This is a genomic window from Erwinia sp. 198 (genome assembly GCF_003937915.1).
GTDB classification, from domain to species: Bacteria; Pseudomonadota; Gammaproteobacteria; order Enterobacterales; family Enterobacteriaceae; genus Erwinia; species Erwinia aeris.
The window spans coordinates 507,341-526,597 of record NZ_RHUM01000002.1 but is presented as its reverse complement, the minus strand read 5'-3'; the positions used below and the strand labels follow the sequence as shown (position 1 = coordinate 526,597).

Below are 19,257 nucleotides of genomic sequence, written 5' to 3'. Positions count from 1 at the left end.
TCGAACCCTTGATACGTTGCCGTATACACACTTTCCAGGCGTGCTCCTTCAGCCACTCGGACACCTCACCATATTGTTACGCAAGCTTGCTGCGTGGCCGGTAATGTAGGGAAAAGTAGTGCGCTGGTCAACACCCTTTCTGCACTTTTCCGCTCGTTTACTCATTTTTGCAGCAGGCTGCTGCAAAATTCGGCAAAAAGACCGTTTACTTAAGTAAAACGCAACGGTATCAGCGCAATTGGCCTGACAATGTGCATAATGATTCGCTTTATCAGGCTAAAAAATCACGAGGCCACAGTGACTATCCAGACTAAAAACGGTGGAGCGACAGGGCAGGCAGGTACGCGCGCGCTCTTCTTTATCCAGATTTTCGCCACCCTTGGCTTTGCCGTGCTTTATTCCACCCTGGTGCTTTATGCCACCAAACGACTCGGCTTCAGCGAGGCGCAGGCCAATGCCATGATGGGCGTGTTCGGCGCCTTCAACTATGGGCTGCATCTGTTTGGCGGCTACCTCGGCGGACGCTACCTCAGCAATCGTAACCTGTTTGTGCTGGGCATGGTGTTGCAGGTCATCGGTTGTTGGATCCTCTCCGGGCAAAGCGCGGACGGGCTGTACTGGGGGCTGGCGATGTTCCTGACCGGTAGCGGCCTGAACGTAACCTGCATCAATATGATGCTGACCCAGCGTTTTACGCCGGAAGACAGCCGTCGCGAAAGCGCCTTCCTGTGGAACTACGCCGGGATGAACCTGGGCTTCTTTATCGGTTTCACTGGCGCGGGCTATTTCCAGCTACAGGAGCATTATCAGGCGCTGTTTCTGTTCGCCACCCTGGGCAACGCCGTCGCCATCGTCATTTCTCTGCTGCGCTGGAAAACGCTGGCGGATATCGATACGCCGCTGCGGCACGTCAACAAATCGCAGCTGCGGCTGCGGATGCTGGCGGGTCTGCTGATCCTGGTGGTGCTGGTGCCGATTATCCGCCTGATGCTGACCCATGCTGATTTTACCGGTACTTTTGTACTAATCCTAGGCGCGGTTGTTTTTCTGTTGCTTGCCGCTACCACGCTGCGACATCGCCCCCGGGAAGAACAGCGCCGAATGGCTGCCTATCTGATCCTGGCATTGGGCGCGTTGGTCTTCTGGACGCTGTATCAGCTGGCGCCGATGGGGCTGATGCTGTTTACCGAACACAATATTATGCTGAACGTTTGGGGCATCCGGATTGCGCCGCAGTGGGTGCAAAACATCAATACGCTGGTGATTGTTTTCGGCGGCCCGCTGTTGGCGATGGGCTTTCGTAACATGCGCGAACGTGGCTGGCGCATCGATATTCCTTTGCAGTTTGCTTCTTCACTGTTCTGTATCGGGTTGGGGATGCTGGTCTTGCCCGTGGGTATTATGCTGGCCGGCGGCGATGGCATGGTGGCATTCAAATGGATCGCGATCAGCTATATTCTGCAAAGCCTGGCCGAGCTGCTGATCTCGCCGGTTGGCTACGCGATGATTGGCAGACTGGCACCGCTACGTTATCAGGGCGTGATGATGGGCTGCTGGATGATGGTGACAGGCGTCGCGTCGGTGCTGGCCGGTCACGTTTCCGGCATGATGCCGGAGAACAGCGGCAGTTCACCTGCGCTGACCAACCCTGGCTACAGCCATATCTTTATGCTGCTGGGCTGCGGCAGCGTCGCCACTGGCCTGCTGCTACTGCTGCTGATGCCGCTGCTGCGCAGGCTTATCCAGACGACACGTTAGTTAGCGGGGGCCATAACGGCCCCTTATTTTTTGCTTGCCACGGGCTGCATTTTCCCCGAGCCTGAAGAAAAAACAGGAGAAGCCGCGTGGATATCATTTTTTACCATCCTTCCTTTAATGCAAAAAAATGGCAGGCCGGATTAGAGCAGCGTTTACCGCAGGCCCGCGTGCGGGAATGGACGCCGGACGACCGGGCGCCTGCGGATTACGCGCTGGTGCGCCAGCCGCCGGTAGCAATGCTGCAGGGCCGCACGGATTTAAAGGGCGTTTTTGCGCTGGGCGCGGGCGTGGATGATATTCTCACCCAGCTGCGCGAATACCCGCAAATGCTGGCAACTGGCGTGCCGCTATTTCGTCTTGAGGATACCGGCATGGGCCGCCAGATGCAGGAATATGCTGTATGGCACGTGCTGGGCTGGTTCCGCCGCTTTAACGACTATCAGCAGCAGAAAAGTCAGGCGTTATGGCAGCCGCTGCGCAACCCTGGCCGGGACGCTTTTACCATCGGCATTCTGGGCGCGGGCGTGTTGGGGCGCAGCGTGGCGGAAAGCCTGCGCTACTGGGGGTTTCCGGTGCGCTGCTGGAGCCGTACGCCGAAAACGCTGCCTGACGTCATCAGTTTCCATGGCGAAGCGCAGCTGAACGAGTTTCTTTCCGGTACCCGCGTGCTGATTAACCTGTTGCCGAACACGCCGCAAACCGTCGGCATTCTGAACCGTGCTTTACTGAGCCAGCTCCAGCCGGAAGCCTATCTGATTAATCTGGCGCGCGGCGCGCATCTGGTGGAAGAAGATCTGCTGACGGCGCTGGCGGCGGGCGAACTCAAAGCGGCGGCGCTGGACGTTTTTGCGCAGGAGCCGCTGGCGCAGGATCATCCTTTCTGGACGCATCCGGCTATCGCCATCACGCCGCATAATGCGGCTGTCACCCTGCCGGAAGAAGCTATGGACTACATCGCTGACGCCATCCGCCGGCGTGAAGCGGGTGATATGCCCGCCGGTCAGGTCGATCTGGCCCGAGGCTACTAACTCGTCCGGGCCGAGCGCCCGTCAACAAGGAGAAATTATGTACCCTGTCGATCTTCATATGCACACCGTTGCCAGCACCCATGCCTACAGCACGCTGCGTGACTATGTTCAGCAGGCGCAAACCTGCGGCGTCAAACTGTTGGCGATCACCGATCACGGCCCCGATATGGCCGATGCGCCGCACCACTGGCATTTTATCAATATGCGAGTCTGGCCGCGCGTGGTAGACGGCATTGGCATCCTGCGCGGTATTGAAGCCAATATTAAAAACCTGGCAGGCGATATCGACTGTACCGGGCCGATGATGGAGGCCATGGATATCGTGGTGGCAGGCTTTCACGAGCCGGTTTTCGCACCGCGCGACAAGGCGACCAATACCGAAGCGATGATCGCCGCCATGGCCAGCGGCAACGTGCATATCATCAGCCATCCGGGCAACCCGAAATATCCGGTAGATATCCCCGCCATTGCTGAAGCCGCCGCAAAATACGAGGTGGCGCTGGAGCTGAATAACTCCTCTTTTACCCACTCGCGCAAGGGCAGTGAGCCTAACTGTCGTGCTATTGCAGCCGCAGTACGCGATGCCGGCGGCTGGATCGCCTGCGGCTCGGACTCCCATACCGCCTTTACGCTGGGCAATTTTGAGCATTGTCTGCGGATCATGAAGGAAGTGGATTTTCCCGAAGAACGCGTATTAAATGTCACGCCGCGCCGCCTGCTGGATTTTTTACAGCGCAGAACCGGCACGGCCATTACAGAATTTGCTGACCTGTGACGTTGTCACGCTTAATGCTATGGACCCATCCTGATGAATGAATTTTCGATTATCTGCCGCATCCTTGGCTCGCTCTTTAACCGCCAGCCGCAGGATCCGCTGCTGGTGCCGCTGTTTACGCTGTTGCGCGAGGGCAAGCTGCAGCAGCAGTGGCCGTTGGAGCAGGACGAGTTGCTGACGCGTTTGCAGCAGAACAGCGATCCGCAGGCGCTGGCCGCTGACTATAACGCGCTGTTTGTCGGCAGCGACTGCAAGGTGTCGCCGGAGGGTTCAAAGTGGGAAAATGGCCCGCAGGAGAGCGAAGTGCGGGCGTTTTTGCAGAGCCGTGGCATGCCGCTTAGCGAAGGCCCGGCCGATCGGTTTGGTTCGCTGCTGCTGGCCGCCTCCTGGCTGGAGGATCAGTCACAGGAGGATGAGGTACAGGCGCAAATTACGCTGTTCGACGACTATTTGCTGCCGTGGTGCGGTCAGTTCCTGGGCAAGGTGGAAGCCTGGGCCGACACGCCGTTTTACCGTACGCTGGCCGCCCTGAGCCGCGAAGCGATTCAGGCGATGCGCGACGAACTGGCGGAAGAAGACGAAGCGTAAAGCTGCGGACAATCCGGCCAGTATGTTTCTTGCTGGCAGTTACAGAGCAAAGCCAGCACGCTGTTCGACGATACTGGCTTTACTTTGTCCGTCAGCAGGTGCGCGAAACGGCCCGGTCGTCCGGCTTAACTTTATTAGTTAACAGGTGCGTAGCCAGCGGGTTCATCCCGCCACGCTGCGCGCGCAGAACCTAACGGCGAGGCGGATGCAGACCAAACCAGTGGCGTGCCGGGCAGGTCTACCGGCGGCTTAAGGCGCAGGCCTATCCCCCAGGCGTTTATCTCCGTTTCGACATTATTATCATGCGGCTGCGCGCTAACCAACCCGTTGAGCCGCATCGCCTCGGGGTAAGGATTATCGGTCAGCAGGCAGGCGGTGCGGGCCAACGACAGCCTGGCGCGGAAGCCCGTGCCGTTTTGTAGCCTGAGCCGCATGCCTTCCAGCGCGGCGGCGGCCATCAGATAGCCGGTAGCATGGTCGAGCGCCTGTACCGGCAGCGGCACCGGTTTCTCGCTGTGCTGCCATTGTCGGCCGGCTTCCGCTATGCCGCAGCCCATCTGTACCAGGCTGTCGAAACCCCGCCGGTTGCGCCACGGCCCTGTCCAGCCCCACGCGTTCAGGCTGACCTCGATGAGGCCAGGAGAAAGCTTTTGTTGTGCTTCCGTATCATACCCCAGCGCGCTAAGCGCATCGGCGCGATAGCCGTGGATCAGAATATCCGCCTGGCCCAGCAGCTGTTCAAAAATCTGCCTGCCTGCTGCCGATTTTAAGTCGAGGCGCGCACAGCGTTTGCCCAGCGTGACTTCCTCCTCCAGCGTCGGCTCCTGCCAGCCTGGCGGATCGAGCCGCAGCACGTCCGCGCCCAACCCGGCCAGAAAGCGCGTGGCGACCGGCCCGGCAATAATTCGGGTCAGATCCAGCACCCTGACGCCTTGCAGTGGTCGCAGCCTCGACAGCGCCCAACCCGGCGCGGCGGCCTGCGGTTGTACGCTTTGCGCGATCAGCGGCTCTTGCCGTACGCTTTGCCCCTGTGGATGCTGCCGCCAGGCTTCCACGCTGCGCATCTCTGCCGCACAGCCGCCCGCGTCAATCATCGCCTGTTCGAGCGCGGTTTTGTCCTGGCGGCTGACGGCCTGCGCCAAAGCGGCGCGGCTGGCGTGCGCGCCCAGCACGTTTTCCATCGCCGCCCGGTGATGCGGCGCGTTGGTATGCAGGCGGATCCAGCCGTTTGCGGCAGCGTAGTCTCCGGCAAAGGCATCCCACAACGAGGGCGCGGAGCGATTTACGGGCTGAAAGCTGTGTTGAAACCAGCGGGACGCCAGACGCATTTCGACGCGCTGACGGGAGGGATTACCGGTCAGGGCTGCGGCCGTCTGCATCGCCAGTGCCATGCTGGTGGCCGCCAGCTCGGTGACCGGAAAGGCGGAGCGGAGACGCTGTTCGCCGGTAAAATGGACATCGGGCGCGTCGTCATTGCGTAATGCCTGCCAGAGCTGTTGCCATAATTGTGCGGTTAACCGGGTCGTCATTGCTTCCTCCTTTAATTTAACCATAGCAACGAAGATCGGCGGTCGCTAGCGCAGCCGCTTGAGCTTTGGCAGGCGGGCGTGCATCCTCAGGTTGCGCAGGTTGATCACCGCAATCGCCGTGCCGACCACCACCAGCAGCGAGCCGAAAACCTTAAAAAGATTCATGCTGTCGCCCAGCACCAGCACGCCCATAATTACCGACAGCACCGGCGTCAGCAGGGAATAGGGCATAATCAGGTTGACGTTATAGGTTCGCAGCAGGCTGTACCACAGCGAATAGGCGAAGATGGAAGAGCAAATCGCGCTATACAAAATCGCGAACCAGCCTCGCCATGAAGCGTTAATCAGGCTGGTCAGCTGGCCGCTTTCCATAAAGAAAGACGAGAGGCCCACGACAGGGATCGCCAGAAAAGAGAGCCAGCCGGTCATAGTCAGCGGCTTGATCGTCGGGGATTTCTTCACGATAAGGTTGCTGACGGCCCAGCCTACTGCGCTGCAAAGCAGCAGGCACAGCACCCACCATGTCGGAATGGTCGGGCTGCCCGCCAGCACTACCACGCCACTCAGCGAAATGGCGATACCCAACATCTGCACCAGCGACAGTTTTTCCTGCAAAAAAATCATTGCCAGGATCATCGCGAAAGGCGTCCCCAGCTGCACCACGATGGCACCCGTGCCCGCGTCGGTATATTTCAGGCCAAGAAACAGCAGTGAGAAGTGCATAAAGCCAAAGGTAAAGGCCAGCGGCACCAGGTAGCGCAGCTGTTCACGCGTGACGCGGGTAAAAGGCACCAGGATCAGCGCCACCACCACAAAGCGCATCAGCGTCAGAAACAGCGGCGGCACCTCGCCAAGCCCCCATTTTACCGCAACGTTATTGAAAGCCCAGGTGGTGACCACCAGCAAAATCAGGAAAAAATGACGTACAGCCACAACGCAATCCTTTAGTGTGTTTAATCATTAGCCTATGATGGCACGAATCGCCATGATGTTAAGCGTGAAGGCCCTATTTTCTTGTAAGATTCCGAATCAGCCACATAAGGATACTGCCAGACGATGAACGCGCTTCCTTTCGCTATTATTCAGTTTGAAACGCCGCCTGCGGGCGTTATGGCCCGGGTGGGCGAGCAGCAGCACTGGTTTATCGCCGCTGCGGGTTTACAGCCGGATGGCTGGCTGATCGTGCGTCCCGATCTGGGCGAAGCGCTGCCCGATCCCGCGTTGCTGTCGGGGGCCATCCTCTCCGGCTCCTGGGCGATGGTCACCGATCACGCCGAGTGGAGCGAGCGTACGGCGGCCTGGATACGCAGCGCTATGGATCACCGGCTACCGCTGCTGGGCGTCTGCTATGGTCATCAGCTTATGGCTTACGCGCTGGGCGGTAAGGTCGGCGATAATCCGCGTGGCTGGGAAGGGGGAGTACAGCAGATCACCCGTCACGAAGAGGGCGCTGACGATGCGTTGCTGGGCGCGCTGCCCGGGCAGTTTTCCGCGTGGCTTTCCCATCGTCAGTCGGTACTGCGACCGCCGACTGGCGCGCGGGTGCTGGCCTCTTCCACAATGGAGCCGTGTCAGATCATTCGCTACAGCCCGCAGGCGCTCTCGGTTCAGTTTCATCCCGAGTTTACGTCGGCGATTATGGCGGCCTGTCAGCAAAACGGCCAGCGGCAGCAGGACTTTGGCGAAGCGCTCCCCGAACCCAGCTGGCCGCTGCGGCTCTTGCAACATTTTTGTCAGCAGTCCTGCGCGATCGAGCGTCGGGCCTGATGCAACGGGGCGGCTTTGCCGTCCTCTTTCCTCACTTTACCGCTTTCCTTTCGGCGCGGTCACACTTTCCGCCCGGCCCGGCTGTCAATTTCTCCTGTTCTGTTAATGTTGATTTTAAGTTGTTTAATTGTTAATTATCGCGGAGAGACGATCATGCGCTACGCATATCCGGGCAGTCAGGATTCCTTAATCGTGCTGAAATCGCACTACGGCAATTTTATCAACGGCGAGTTTGTTGCGCCGGTGAACGGCAATTACTTTACCAATACGTCACCGGTTAACGGCTCGACCATCGGCGAGTTCCCGCGTTCAGACAAGGTGGATGTTGAAAACGCCATCGATGCGGCGCACGCTGCGGCAGAAGCCTGGGGCAAAACCTCCGTCCAGGCACGTTCGCTAACGCTGCTGAAAATCGCCGATCGGCTGGAAGAGAAGCTGGAATATCTGGCCGTCAACGAAAGCTGGGACAACGGTAAACCGGTACGCGAGACGCTGGCGGCGGATCTGCCGCTGGCGGTCGATCATTTTCGCTATTTCGCAGGCTGCCTGCGCGCGCAGGAAGGCACGGCGGCGGAAATCGACGAGTTTACCGCCGCCTACCATTTTCACGAACCGCTGGGCGTTGTCGGCCAGATTATCCCGTGGAACTTTCCGCTGCTGATGGCGGCCTGGAAGCTGGCGCCAGCGCTCGGCGCGGGCAACTGTGTGGTACTGAAACCAGCGGAGCAGACGCCGCTGTCAATCACGCTGTTTGTCGAGCTGATCGCCGACCTGCTGCCGAAAGGCGTGCTGAACGTAGTGCATGGCTTTGGTCGTGAAGCAGGCGAGGCGCTGGCGGGCAATCCGCGCATCGCCAAAATCGCCTTTACCGGCTCTACCGCTACCGGCGGTCATATCCTGGAGCTGGCGGCGAAAAACCTGATCCCTTCAACGGTCGAGCTGGGCGGCAAGTCACCGAACATCTTCTTTGAGGACATCATGCAGGCCGAGTCTTCTTTTATAGAGAAAGCAGCGGAAGGCGTGGTGCTGGGCTTTCTGAATCAGGGCGAGGTGTGCACCTGTCCTTCGCGCGCGCTGGTGCAGGAATCCATTTATGCGCCCTTTATGGAGGCGGTCTTAAAAAGAATTAAAACCATCAGGCGCGGCGATCCTATGGATACCGATACCATGATCGGCGCGCAGGCTTCGCAGCAGCAGTTTGATAAAATTCTCTCTTACCTGGACATTGCGCGGCAGGAAGGCGCAGAGGTGCTGACCGGCGGCGGCGTGGAGAAGCTGGACGCCGATCTGGCCGGCGGCTATTACATTCAGCCAACGCTGCTCAAGGGCAACAACAGTATGCGCGTATTCCAGGAGGAGATCTTCGGGCCTGTAGTGGGCATCACGACCTTTAAAGATGAGGCGGAAGCCATAGCCATCGCCAACGACTCGATCTATGGGCTGGGCGCGGGCGTCTGGACGCGCGATATCAACCGCGCTTATCGGGTCGGCAGGGCGATTAAGGCAGGGCGCGTCTGGACTAACTGCTACCACCTTTATCCGGCACACGCGGCGTTTGGCGGCTATAAAAAGTCCGGTATCGGGCGAGAAACGCATAAAATGATGCTCGATCACTATCAGCAAACTAAAAATCTGCTGGTCAGCTACAGCACCGAACCGCTGGGTTTCTTTTAACATCACGCGCCGCGCATCGTTATGAACGGGCGTGGCGCTAACGGAAAGGTGACGTTGTCACAGAGCGTCAGCTGGCTTTACTGTGAGCCAGCAGCGCGGCAATTTCCTGTTCCGATACGGCCTGTGAAAAAAGATAGCCCTGCAGTTGATTACAGCCCGCCTCGGCCAGCGCCGCCATCTGGCTATTGGTTTCCACGCCTTCTGCGGTGACGGTCAGCCCCATCGCCTGGCCCAGCCTTACTACCGATTCGATGATGGCGGTTGAGTTTTCCGTCACCCCCAGCGACTGGGTAAAGGAGCGGTCGATTTTAATTTTATCCACCGAGAAATGACTCAGGTAATTAAGGCTGGAATAGCCCGTGCCGAAATCATCCAGCGCGATACGGAAACCCGCTTCACGCAGCGCGCGCATAATCTCCTGCGCGCCTTTCTCATCCTCAATCAGCACGCCTTCGGTAATTTCCAGCTCAATACGTGAAGGCAGCGTTTTTTCCTGCTGGACGATGGCTTTAAACCGCTCCACAAAGCCGGCCGAACGAAACTGTAAAGGGGAGACATTAATGGCCATGGAGATATCGGGCCACGCCAGCGACACGCGGCAGGCTTCACGCAGCACCCATTCGCCAATCTGGATAATCAGGCCCATTTCCTCCGCCAGCGGAATAAATTCGCTGGGCGAGATCACGCCGCGCTGCGGATGATGCCAGCGCATCAGCGCTTCCAGCCCCACGACCTGCTGCCCGGAAATATCCATCAGCGGCTGATAGTAAACGGCCAGATCGCGCTTGTTTTGCAGCGCGGCGCGTAAATCAGCCGCAATCAGCTGGCGCGTTTTGACCTGTTCATCCATCGAGTTATCAAACACGCGATACTGGCCGCGTCCCTGGCTTTTGGCCTCGTACAGCGCGATATCCGCTTTACGCATCATTTCCAGCCGATCGCCTGCATCCTGAGGTGCCATCGCCACGCCAATACTGACGCCTATCCAGGTTTCGCTGCCCAGCAGCGTAAAAGGCCGGGCCAGCGAAGCAACGATGCGCTCGCACAGCCTCTGAATATCGCTAAACACGGTGATCCCTTCCACGATGACCACAAATTCGTCGCCGCCAAGCCGGCCTACGGTATCGGTTTCTCTGACCTCCTGGCTAAGGCGCTGTCCCACGTCGATAATCAGCGCATCTCCCGCATGGTGCCCATAGGTGTCATTAACCTGTTTAAAACGGTCGAGATCCAGCAGCAGCAGCGCGACATGTTCAGGACTGCGGTTCAGCTTGCCCAGCGCCTGCGTCAGCCGTTCCTCAACCAGCGCGCGGTTGGGCAGGCCGGTCAACACGTCATGGAAAGCCAGATGCTGCGCCTGCGCCTCGCTGGCGCCCAGCTGCAGCAAAGACTGTGAGAGTTTGAGCGAGGACAGCCACAGGCGTCGGATCATCACTGCGCAGATCAGCGTAATAATCAGCACCATTGCCAGCCCGACCGGGCCGATAACCTGAAACATTTGCGTGCCGGGCGCGGCCGGGCGCCAGCTGATATAGCCCAGCGCGTCGCCGAGGCGATTTTTCAACAAATAGTTAGCGCCCGTTTTCATCGGCTTGCCGTCAGCGTAGTGCAGATCGTGCAGCAGGCTGCGTTGAGAGAGGGAATTGAGATAGCTGGCGTCCAGATATTTTACGCTCACCAGCCGGAAACGCCCGCTGCCACCGTAGCCGTCATCAATAACGCTGATGGCGAGCGCGGCAGGGCGTTTATCGATCAGGGTAAAGTCGATCGCTTCGGCATGGCCGCCGCTGGCAAAGGGGGTTTTAAGCCGGGCCGATAGCTCATGGATCGGCTGACGCAAATGCCCGAACTGCGCCAGAGGAACGTTTTTATCCCACTCCCAGCGATACACCGGCCGATCCAGCTCATCAAGAATGTAGATGAGCTGGTGACCAAACATGGTCGACAGCCAGGTACCGACGTTCTGGTTCAGCCAGGGCGTATCCTGAAGCGCGCGCTCCAGGCGGCGGCCAAGCGGCTGCCACAGCGCCAGGCTGCGGTTCTGTTTGATCATTTCCGTCAGGCTTTGCGCCAGCGAAGTCTCGATAATCTGCTGCTGCTGCTGAGCGGCGTCGCGATTGGTTTTCGCGGTGGCCCACCAGACCGTAAACGTTGCCGCAGTAAAAATAATTAATAACACCAGCACCAAAGGTATAAGCACTTCGCGGATAAAATGGCTGCGAAAACTATCTGATATTTTCATGTTTTTTATCAACCCACTCTCAGGACGGCAACACTCCTTCTACTTTGAGGCTAGCATAAATCCCGATCCCGGCAGGCTGAGGTCGCAGAGGTGGAATTATGCGTCAGAAGATTGAATGTGATCTCTATCACGTTAGTCGCGGCAGCCAGCCTCTCTGTGGCAGAGAGGGCAGAAAAAGAGACGGCCTGCCGCGCGCTTTATGCGCCACATCACGGTTGCGTCAGCCCGGCATTTAGCAGGGGAATAACTGTTTCTTTGATTAAATCCCAGAAAAAACAGGCGGTTGAAAATTTACGGCTGGCGGGAAAAACTTTCGGAAACGACAGGGAAAAGCACGCCTACGGCGCTTAAATTAACAGGGTCGTGATTTTTTATCGTCGCCAACCAATAACAAGCTGATTAACATTTTTATTTTCTTATCCAGGTTATTTTTATTTTACGCGGAAAAAATAGTTAAAAGAATGATATTTATTTTTGTCTTTAATCATATTCGGGTGTTTTTTATCACGGTTGTCCGGATATTTTTAAATCAGGTAATGAAAAGAGGCATAAAAAATGACGATTGGGTTAACATCGGTTTTCCTGCTGCTTAAAGCGCTCAGCATTGATTGGCCCGAATAGAAAATAAGACGGTGAAATAGTGAGCTAAAAACGGGTCAGCTATCCGCGCTCATGACAGATCAGGATCTCAATCAGGGTCGATTGGGGGAGATTTTTCGCCAGAGGCTGTATTTGCGCGCGCTGCCGGTTGGCTTCCGGCTTTACTCCGCGCAGATTTTTGCTATCCATAAGCCGCCTTTTTCTGTTGCCGGATGCTGCTGGCGCATTGGGCAGCCGGCAAGGGCCAGGGAAAATTAAAAGCCTGTCTCAGCATCAGGGCCACCCGCTAAACCTTGTCTGCCATGACTTCCGCCATGCTCACGACATCGCTCCAGATAAGAATGGCTCACAGAATGTAAAAAACGGATAATGATTGTTCAGCTTTTTTTATCTCAGATTTACTATTTTTTTATAGCCCGTATTGGACGTTAAAGATACAAGCTTGCCGCATTCTTTTATAACAACCTGTTGCTGAACGGTACTATTCAGGCGTGGCTTCTGGCATCGCGCTTTTAAGACTATTTCCCGGATGTAGTTCGGGCAGCGATTTGTTAGTCTGCATTATTGATAAATGATAAACCGAGCACGATAGAAGAGATTATGTCGATTAAGCGTAATGCGGTTGCGAATTATGTCGGTCAGATTTATATCACGCTTGCCGGGATACTGGTCGTACCCTTATATATTCACCAACTGGGCATGGAGATTTACGGCCTTATCGGCTTTTTCTCGATCCTGTTGACCTGGCTACAGCTGCTGGACGTGGGGATTTCCACTACGCTGCTGCGTGAGGCGGCCCGCTATCGCGCCGATCGGGAGCAAAACCCGTGGTTTCCCTCGCTGTTCGCTACGCTGGGTAAATTCTTTTTGATCTCTTCCGCCGTGCTGGTGGTCATGGGCTGGTTTGCCTCGCCTTATGTCGCCTCGCACTGGCTGCATGCGAAAACTATCCCGCATCAGGATTTGGTTATCGCCGTGGGCATTATGGTGCTGACCGCCGCTATCCGCTGGCGTATCGGGCCTTACCGCAGCGTAATTGTCGGTTATGAACATCAGGTCTGGCTGAACGCACTGAACCTGGTGGTAATTACGCTGCGCACCTTTGGCGCGGTGTTCGTTATTCGTTTCGCGTCGAACCCGGTCATCTTCTTCTTCTGCTGGCAGCTGTTGATTTCACTGGGCGAGGCCTTCTTCTGCATTCGTAAATCTTACCAGCTGGTGCCTAAAAGCGATCGCAATACCAAGGTGGATAACCTGAAAGGCGTGCTGAAGCCCTTCCTGCGCTTTGCCGTCGGCGCGGCTTTTTCCAGCGCCATCTGGACGTTTATCTCGCAGATTGACCGTCTGGTGCTGTCCAAAACGCTGCCGCTGGCGACCTATGGTTCCTTTACCGTGGTGGCGACGGCGGCAACCGGCATCGTGATGCTCAGCAGCCCGATTATGCAGGCGATTGTGCCGCGCATGACGGGGATGCGTACCAAAAGCGAGAACGGCGAGCAGGAAACGCTGAAGCTGTACCGCTGGACAACCCAGGCGGTAAGCATCTTTATGGCGCCGCTCAGCCTGACCATCGCTTTCTATCCAACCCAGCTAATTTGGGCCTGGACGCAGAACGCGCAGATCGGTGAGCAGATGTCGCTGGTAATGACGCTGTATGCGCTGGGCAGCGGCGTGCAGGCGATTGTCGGCCTGCTTTATAATCTACAGTATGTGAACGGCAACCTGTCGCTGCACATGAAAGGCTTTACGCTGTTTGCCATTATCCTGATCCCGCTGAATATCTTTGCGGCCATCCACTATGGCGCGCTGGGCACCGGCATCGTGTGGGTTGCGCAGAACATTTTCTACCTGCTGGTCTGGTCATGGATTGTGCACAGGAAGTTCGCGCCGACAATCCATATGCAGTGGCTGACCCGCGACGTGCTGCTCATCTGGGCCGTTTCCGCCTGCGTGGCTTTTCTCACGCTGTCGATCCCTTTCGAGTGGAACGATAACCGCTGGCTGAACCTGCTGTTCCTGGGCCTGATCGGTTTTGTGAACCTGGCTATCTGCTGCCTGCTGCACAGTAAAGTAGGCGACTACCTTAAAAACGTAACTTTCCGTCGGCTGAACCTGCGAGGTGAAAGATGATTAACCAGGACGATCTGGCGCAGCCCACGCTGTCCGTGATTATGCCCGTCTATAACGGGCGGGCCGATCTGAGCGAGGCTGTTGATTCGCTGCTGCAACAAACGATAGTGCCGCAGCAGATTATTATTATCGACGATGGTTCTACCGACGGTACCGATCGGCTGATTGAGGAGTATTGCCAGCGCGATCCGCGCATTCAGCTGGTCCGTAACGCTCACGGCGGCGTCAGCGCCGCCAGGAACAAAGGGCTGGAGCTGGCCACCGGCGACTTTATCTACTTTATGGATGCCGACGATCTCACCGGCCCGACGCTGTTCGCCGATTTCCTGCGTGAAAAGCGCGCCTGTCCGGAGCTGGAGATGTTCTGCTTCGCCGCCAAAATGTTTATGGACGTGCCCGTGGCGGAACGCAAGCCTGAGATCACGCATGCACGTAACCTTAAAGGGGTATACAGCGGCGGCACGGCCTTTATTCAGCAGCTGAACAGCAGCGGCTCCGCGCACCGCGTGCTCTGGTCCAGCATCATCTCTCGCGAGTTGATTATTCGTACCCGCAGCCGCTTTCTGCCGATCCAGAACCACGAAGACGCGCCTTTTATGTTTACCCTCTATCTGCAGGCAAAACAAATCTTCGTGACGCCGGAAGCCTACTACTTTAAGCGCTATACCACGACGTCGCTTTCCGTACGTACGCGCGATTTTTCCTGGGTGAAGAACTACTTTATCGCTCGTGAAGGCACCGAAGAGGCTATCCGTGCCGCCAACGTGCCGGTAGAAAGCTCGCTGGTGGACGATTACTATTTTCCGGTGATGAGCGGCTGTCTGAAAATGCTGCGCGAGCATGACATGACCGTGCCGAAGGAGTACCAGCCCAGGGTAAACGCGCTGGTACGCCAACTGACGCGAAACAATATCAAACTGATGGTTATCTGGTATCTGAATCCGCTTTACAGCAGCCTGGTCTACTGTAAGAAAAAACTCTCCAGCGCGTTATAACGCTTATTCGTCCTGCTTGCTGGCGGCGGCTATTTTGGCCTGCCGCCAGTTGAGCAGCGGCGTGACCGAAATCCCATGCACGATGACGCTGGCGACGATTAACGTAAAGGCGATATTCGCCATGCGCGTCATCTCATCGCCCGCCACGCCATGCGTATAGGCCCAGGCAATATAGTTGATACTGCCGATACCCCGGATCCCCAGCCAGCCAATAATCATCTTCTGCTGCCACGGCACTTTAATGCCCGCCGTGCCGAGCCATACTGCTGCCGGGCGGATAAACACAAACAGCAGCAGCGCCATCAGCAACCCGTCCGGATCCCAGTGCTGCGCCAGCGTCACGCCCAGCACGATAATAATGCCGGCCGCGAACAGCCGCTCGACGGTATCGCCGAACGACAGCGCATCGCCGACCACCAGGCCTACCGAGCGCGCCGGATCCGGCTCCAGAGATTCGTGTCGAATATGCGGATTCACCAGCACCTCCGCCGGGGGACGATGCTCGCTGTCGTCAAAGGCATCGGCGGGCTGGCGGCGGATCACGCTGACTTCCGCCCGACGCAGGCCGACACCAGCGGCAAAGGCGGCCAGGAAACCCGAGGCATCCAGCGCCTGGGCTGCCGCATAGCTCAGCGCAATCAGCGCCAGCGCCAGGAAATCGTTCGGGGCAACGTCTTTATGCGCATAGCGCAGGTGTGTAACGTACTGGCCGACAAAGCGGCCGAACAGAAAACCGATGCCCAGCCCGCCGGTGATCCCCCAGAGCACGTCTTTTAGCGCCCAGTGGCGGAAAAGATCCAGCGTCATTTCCTGCTGGGTGGTCAGCAGCGTTACCGCCAGCATCAGCAGCGGCAGGGCGGTACCGTCGTTCATCCCCGCCTCGCTGGAGAGCGAAACGCGCAGGTTGTCGTCATCGCGGGCATCGTTGACGGAAATCAGACTGGCGAGCACGGGATCGGTCGGCGCGACGATGGCGCTGAAGGCGATAGCGAACGGCCAGGAGAGGCCGACCAGATAGTGCGCCGCCAGCGTCATACCCAGCACGGTCAGCAACATGCCGGGGAAAGCCAGCCGCATTCCCAGCCGCCAGCCCTGATGGCGTAACGGCAGCCTGAGCTTCAGGCCGGTGATAAACAGCGAGGCCGCCATCGCGATTTCGGTAAGATGGGCGGTCAGTTCGGCATGAGCGGCGATATCGATATGCAGCAGATCCAGCACCCATGGGCCACAAATTACGCCGGCGATCAGGTAGAGAGAAAACGTGGTAATCGGGCCGCGATTGATCCAGCCTGATGCCAGCGACATCAGTAATAAAAGCCCGCCCGTTGCGGCTGTCCAGCCAAGAAAATCCATCGATACGCCTCCATAGTCGTCAGGGGTTATATGGACGCTGACTTATTATGCAAAGCGCCACAGAAAAAAATACAACAAAAACAAAAGCATATATTATAAATTTAAGGTTTCCCTTTTCCTGGCAACAGCAAATAGTCTACTTAAATCATATACCTGGCTCACTGAGTATAGACCTAAAAAAAGGGACGCCTGCGCAAATGGGCCGTCAGGCCGAAACCAGCCCGTGGCGAAATCTCTTTAGCGTCAGTTCTGCACGGCGCCCATCTGGAGCTACTATTCCCAGAATGACAGTTACGGCTCAGGGATGGGGCCGATTTTGTCTGCTTTAATTTGCAGTGCGTGAACTGATAAGACTACTAAATGACTGAAGGCTGAACCGCGCCCGAAAGAGGATTAGCGTTAGCGGCCTGAGGCTTTGCAAGCCCGTGCAAACTGTGGAATTTAATGGCGTCCGATCGTGAAAATTCCCACTATGGTTACCGGCTGTTTGTGACCTGTTTCAGCGCGACCAGCAGAGGCGGTATTGCGGATAATAACCCAGGCATTCTGTGCCGTTCGCCAGTGAAGAAAAGCGACAGACATTGTCAGAAAGCGCCTGTGGGTATACTGTTAACGGACTTTCTTTTTATCCCTGCGGCACCTCTCTGCCGCTGACTATCTGCTAAACCGAGGTTGTTTTGTCGACTCTATCCCCAATTCTTCGTCCACGACGCCTGCGTCAAACGCCTTCCTTCCGCTCGCTGTTTCAGGAAACATCGCTCAGCATTAACGATCTGGCGCTGCCGATCTTTGTTGAAGAGGATCTGGACGACTATAAAGCGATTCAGGCCATGCCTGGCGTGATGCGTATTCCGGAAAAACGTCTGGCCTATGAGATCGAACGCATCGCGAAAGCGGGCATCCGTTCGGTAATGACCTTCGGCATCTCTCATCATACCGACGCCGACGGCAGCGATACCTGGCAGGAAAACGGGCTGGTTTCGCGCATGTCCCGCATCTGTAAAGAAACCGTCCCGGAAATGATCGTGATGTCCGATACGTGTTTTTGCGAATACACTTCGCACGGACACTGTGGCGTGCTGCACGATCGTGGCGTAGACAATGACGCCACGCTGATTAACCTGGGCAAGCAGGCGGTTGCCGCCGCGCGCGCGGGAGCCGACTTTATCGCGCCCTCCGCCGCGATGGATGGTCAGGTCGCGGCTATCCGCCACGCGCTGGATGAAGCGGGCTTTACCGACACGGCTATCATGTCCTACTCGACCAAGTTCGCCTCTTCCTTCTATGGCCCGTTCCGTGAAGCAGCAGGCACCTCGCTGAAGGGCGATCGTAAAACCTATCAGATGAACCCAATGAACCGTCGCGAAGCGATCCGCGAGTCGTTAATCGACCAGGCCGAAGGCGCGGACGCGCTGATGGTAAAACCAGCGGGCGCCTATCTGGATATTATCCGTGACGTGCGCGAACGTACTGAGCTGCCGCTGGCGGCCTATCAGGTCAGCGGCGAGTACGCGATGCTGAAGTTTGCCGCGCAGGCGGGGGCGATCAACGAGCGCGAAGTGGTGCTGGAAAGCCTGGGCGCCATCAAGCGCGCGGGTGCCGATCTGATCTTCAGCTACTTTGCGCTGGATCTGGCCGAGAAAAACCTGCTGTAATCGTAGCGCCTCAACTTAGCCAGTATGGCTAATCTCCGGGCAGGACGGGCTTTGCCTGTTCTGCCCGGATAACGGCATCTCAGCGCGGCCCGCGATACCTGACGGCTTCCACAAAGGCGGAAAACGCCAAAGAAGTGTTGCGACGGTTGGGGTAATAAAGATGAAATCCTTCAAACGTTGGGCACCAGTCCGCCAGCACCTCCACCAGCCGACCCGCTTCAAGATGGGGTTTCGCCATAAAATCCGGGATGCAGGCCAAGCCGATGCCGTCCAGCGCCCCGTTCAGGATATGAATATTGCTGTTGCACAACAGCGGGCCGTTGGCCTTGATATTCAATTTTTTCCCGTCTTTTTCAAATTCCCAGGCGTAAATACTGCCGCCGACCGAATGCCGGATATTAATACAGCGATGGGCGGTCAGATCCTGCGGAACGACAGGGTGGGGGTTGCGGCGGAAATAGTCCGGCGCGCCGACCACGGACAGACGCCAGTCCGGCCCGAGGCGCACGGCGATCATATCCCGGCTGATCGACTCGCCTAAACGAATACCGGCATCAAAACGTTCGCTGACGATATTGGTAAAGCCGTAATCGATGCAGATCTCTACGCTGATATCAGGATAGGCGTTAAAAAACGCGGGCAGTATCGGCCGCAGCAAATTCTCCGCCGCGTCGTCTGAGCAGGTGATGCGAATATTACCGGCAGGCGTACGGCGCAGCTCGCCAATGCTGTCAATTTCACTGTTAATCTGATCGAAAAGCGGCCCAACTGACTGCAACAGACGCTCGCCGGCCTCGGTAGGCGCAACGTTGCGCGTGGTGCGCGCCAGCAGCCGCACGCCCAGCCGCTCTTCCAGATTGCGAATGGTATGGCTCAGCGCTGAAGGACTGACGCCAAGACCGGCGGCGGCTTTGGTAAAGCTTTGCGCTCGGGCAACGGCCAGAAAGGCTACGATATCGTTCATAGTATCCACGCAGAATTGCTGATTAAATTTCACAAGCGCGTAAAAATTACCCCATCCGACCGCATTACTCTATCTCTTTCACCGCTTCGCGTGCCTGCGGCACAGAAAACGCCAAAGGCCTGCAACGCCGCTCTTTATATCAACCCACGGGGAACCGAGGCTTTACGCCCCGTAATTCATGCAAAAAATTCACAATTAC

The 19,257-nt window shown here is 57.1% G+C and carries 15 protein-coding genes; 10 read left to right on the top strand and 5 right to left on the bottom strand.

The window, feature by feature from the left end; genetic code table 11:
- Positions 1 to 297 precede the first annotated feature (297 nt).
- From EGK14_RS05000 to EGK14_RS04985, 4 genes are all read left to right on the top strand, one after another.
- A complete protein-coding gene (locus EGK14_RS05000) occupies positions 298 to 1,758 on the top strand; it encodes a peptide MFS transporter (protein WP_233598440.1) in 1,461 nt (486 codons plus the stop codon).
- A gap of 86 nt (positions 1,759 to 1,844) precedes the next feature.
- On the top strand, positions 1,845 to 2,786 hold the full coding sequence (ghrA, locus tag EGK14_RS04995) for a glyoxylate/hydroxypyruvate reductase GhrA (RefSeq protein ID WP_125287971.1): 942 nt from the start codon (positions 1,845 to 1,847) through the stop codon (positions 2,784 to 2,786).
- A gap of 37 nt (positions 2,787 to 2,823) precedes the next feature.
- Entirely contained in the window at positions 2,824 to 3,561 is a 738-nt protein-coding gene (locus EGK14_RS04990; protein ID WP_125287970.1) for a phosphatase, read from the top strand.
- 33 nt (positions 3,562 to 3,594) lie between these two features.
- On the top strand, positions 3,595 to 4,149 hold the full coding sequence (locus EGK14_RS04985; RefSeq protein ID WP_125287969.1) for a molecular chaperone: 555 nt from the start codon (positions 3,595 to 3,597) through the stop codon (positions 4,147 to 4,149).
- A 134-nt stretch (positions 4,150 to 4,283) separates the two neighbouring features.
- On the opposite strand, the gene EGK14_RS04980 is transcribed toward EGK14_RS04985, so the two are convergent.
- Together EGK14_RS04980 and EGK14_RS04975 are read right to left on the bottom strand one after the other, a co-directional pair.
- The gene (locus tag EGK14_RS04980; RefSeq protein WP_125287968.1) at positions 4,284 to 5,678 is read right to left on the bottom strand and encodes a CoA transferase; all 1,395 of its coding nucleotides are present in this window, start codon (positions 5,676 to 5,678) and stop codon (positions 4,284 to 4,286) included.
- 45 nt (positions 5,679 to 5,723) lie between these two features.
- Positions 5,724 to 6,611 (bottom strand): DMT family transporter, encoded by an 888-nt coding sequence (locus EGK14_RS04975; RefSeq protein ID WP_125287967.1) that lies wholly within the window; start codon positions 6,609 to 6,611, stop codon positions 5,724 to 5,726.
- 123 nt (positions 6,612 to 6,734) lie between these two features.
- Between EGK14_RS04975 and EGK14_RS04970 the strand changes: the two genes are divergently transcribed.
- Entirely contained in the window at positions 6,735 to 7,445 is a 711-nt protein-coding gene (locus EGK14_RS04970) for a glutamine amidotransferase (protein WP_125287966.1), read from the top strand.
- A gap of 153 nt (positions 7,446 to 7,598) precedes the next feature.
- The gene (locus EGK14_RS04965) at positions 7,599 to 9,119 is read left to right on the top strand and encodes an aldehyde dehydrogenase family protein (protein ID WP_125287965.1); all 1,521 of its coding nucleotides are present in this window, start codon (positions 7,599 to 7,601) and stop codon (positions 9,117 to 9,119) included.
- A gap of 67 nt (positions 9,120 to 9,186) precedes the next feature.
- On the opposite strand, the gene EGK14_RS04960 is transcribed toward EGK14_RS04965, so the two are convergent.
- The gene (locus EGK14_RS04960) at positions 9,187 to 11,361 is read right to left on the bottom strand and encodes a bifunctional diguanylate cyclase/phosphodiesterase (protein ID WP_125287964.1); all 2,175 of its coding nucleotides are present in this window, start codon (positions 11,359 to 11,361) and stop codon (positions 9,187 to 9,189) included.
- 117 nt (positions 11,362 to 11,478) lie between these two features.
- Here EGK14_RS04960 and EGK14_RS04955 point away from each other — a divergent pair, with 117 nt between their 5' ends.
- The 3 genes from EGK14_RS04955 (at position 11,479) to EGK14_RS04945 (ending at position 15,086) form a co-directional block, all read left to right on the top strand.
- Positions 11,479 to 11,712 carry a hypothetical protein gene (locus EGK14_RS04955; RefSeq protein WP_125287963.1) on the top strand — a complete coding sequence of 78 codons (234 nt, stop codon included), beginning with the start codon at positions 11,479 to 11,481 and terminating at the stop codon, positions 11,710 to 11,712.
- Between the two features lie 849 nt (positions 11,713 to 12,561).
- On the top strand, positions 12,562 to 14,091 hold the full coding sequence (locus EGK14_RS04950) for a lipopolysaccharide biosynthesis protein (RefSeq protein WP_125287962.1): 1,530 nt from the start codon (positions 12,562 to 12,564) through the stop codon (positions 14,089 to 14,091).
- Entirely contained in the window at positions 14,088 to 15,086 is a 999-nt protein-coding gene (locus tag EGK14_RS04945; RefSeq protein ID WP_125287961.1) for a glycosyltransferase, read from the top strand. Before EGK14_RS04950 ends, EGK14_RS04945 begins: the two co-directional genes overlap by 4 nt.
- A gap of 3 nt (positions 15,087 to 15,089) precedes the next feature.
- Here EGK14_RS04945 and EGK14_RS04940 read toward each other — a convergent pair whose 3' ends face one another.
- Positions 15,090 to 16,439, bottom strand: coding sequence for a sodium:proton antiporter (locus EGK14_RS04940; protein WP_125287960.1), 1,350 nt, complete (start codon positions 16,437 to 16,439; stop codon positions 15,090 to 15,092).
- 677 nt (positions 16,440 to 17,116) lie between these two features.
- Between EGK14_RS04940 and hemB the strand changes: the two genes are divergently transcribed.
- A complete protein-coding gene (gene hemB / locus EGK14_RS04935; protein WP_125287959.1) occupies positions 17,117 to 18,094 on the top strand; it encodes a porphobilinogen synthase in 978 nt (325 codons plus the stop codon).
- 79 nt (positions 18,095 to 18,173) lie between these two features.
- Here the strand turns inward: hemB and EGK14_RS04930 are convergent, their stop codons facing one another.
- Entirely contained in the window at positions 18,174 to 19,058 is an 885-nt protein-coding gene (locus EGK14_RS04930; protein WP_125287958.1) for a LysR family transcriptional regulator, read from the bottom strand.
- Positions 19,059 to 19,257: the final 199 nt, after the last annotated feature.

What these genes read in the sequence shown, in the direction of transcription:
- EGK14_RS04960 (WP_125287964.1), bottom strand. Translation starts at nt 11,361, where the DNA reads ATGAAAATATCAGATAGTTTTCGCAGCCATTTTATCCGCGAAGTGCTT.
- EGK14_RS04945 (WP_125287961.1), top strand. Translation starts at nt 14,088, where the DNA reads ATGATTAACCAGGACGATCTGGCGCAGCCCACGCTGTCCGTGATTATG.
- EGK14_RS04930 (WP_125287958.1), bottom strand. Translation starts at nt 19,058, where the DNA reads ATGAACGATATCGTAGCCTTTCTGGCCGTTGCCCGAGCGCAAAGCTTT.
- EGK14_RS04965 (WP_125287965.1), top strand. Translation starts at nt 7,599, where the DNA reads ATGCGCTACGCATATCCGGGCAGTCAGGATTCCTTAATCGTGCTGAAA.
- EGK14_RS04970 (WP_125287966.1), top strand. Translation starts at nt 6,735, where the DNA reads ATGAACGCGCTTCCTTTCGCTATTATTCAGTTTGAAACGCCGCCTGCG.
- EGK14_RS04985 (WP_125287969.1), top strand. Translation starts at nt 3,595, where the DNA reads ATGAATGAATTTTCGATTATCTGCCGCATCCTTGGCTCGCTCTTTAAC.
- EGK14_RS04950 (WP_125287962.1), top strand. Translation starts at nt 12,562, where the DNA reads ATGTCGATTAAGCGTAATGCGGTTGCGAATTATGTCGGTCAGATTTAT.
- EGK14_RS04940 (WP_125287960.1), bottom strand. Translation starts at nt 16,439, where the DNA reads ATGGATTTTCTTGGCTGGACAGCCGCAACGGGCGGGCTTTTATTACTG.
- EGK14_RS04990 (WP_125287970.1), top strand. Translation starts at nt 2,824, where the DNA reads ATGTACCCTGTCGATCTTCATATGCACACCGTTGCCAGCACCCATGCC.
- EGK14_RS04980 (WP_125287968.1), bottom strand. Translation starts at nt 5,678, where the DNA reads ATGACGACCCGGTTAACCGCACAATTATGGCAACAGCTCTGGCAGGCA.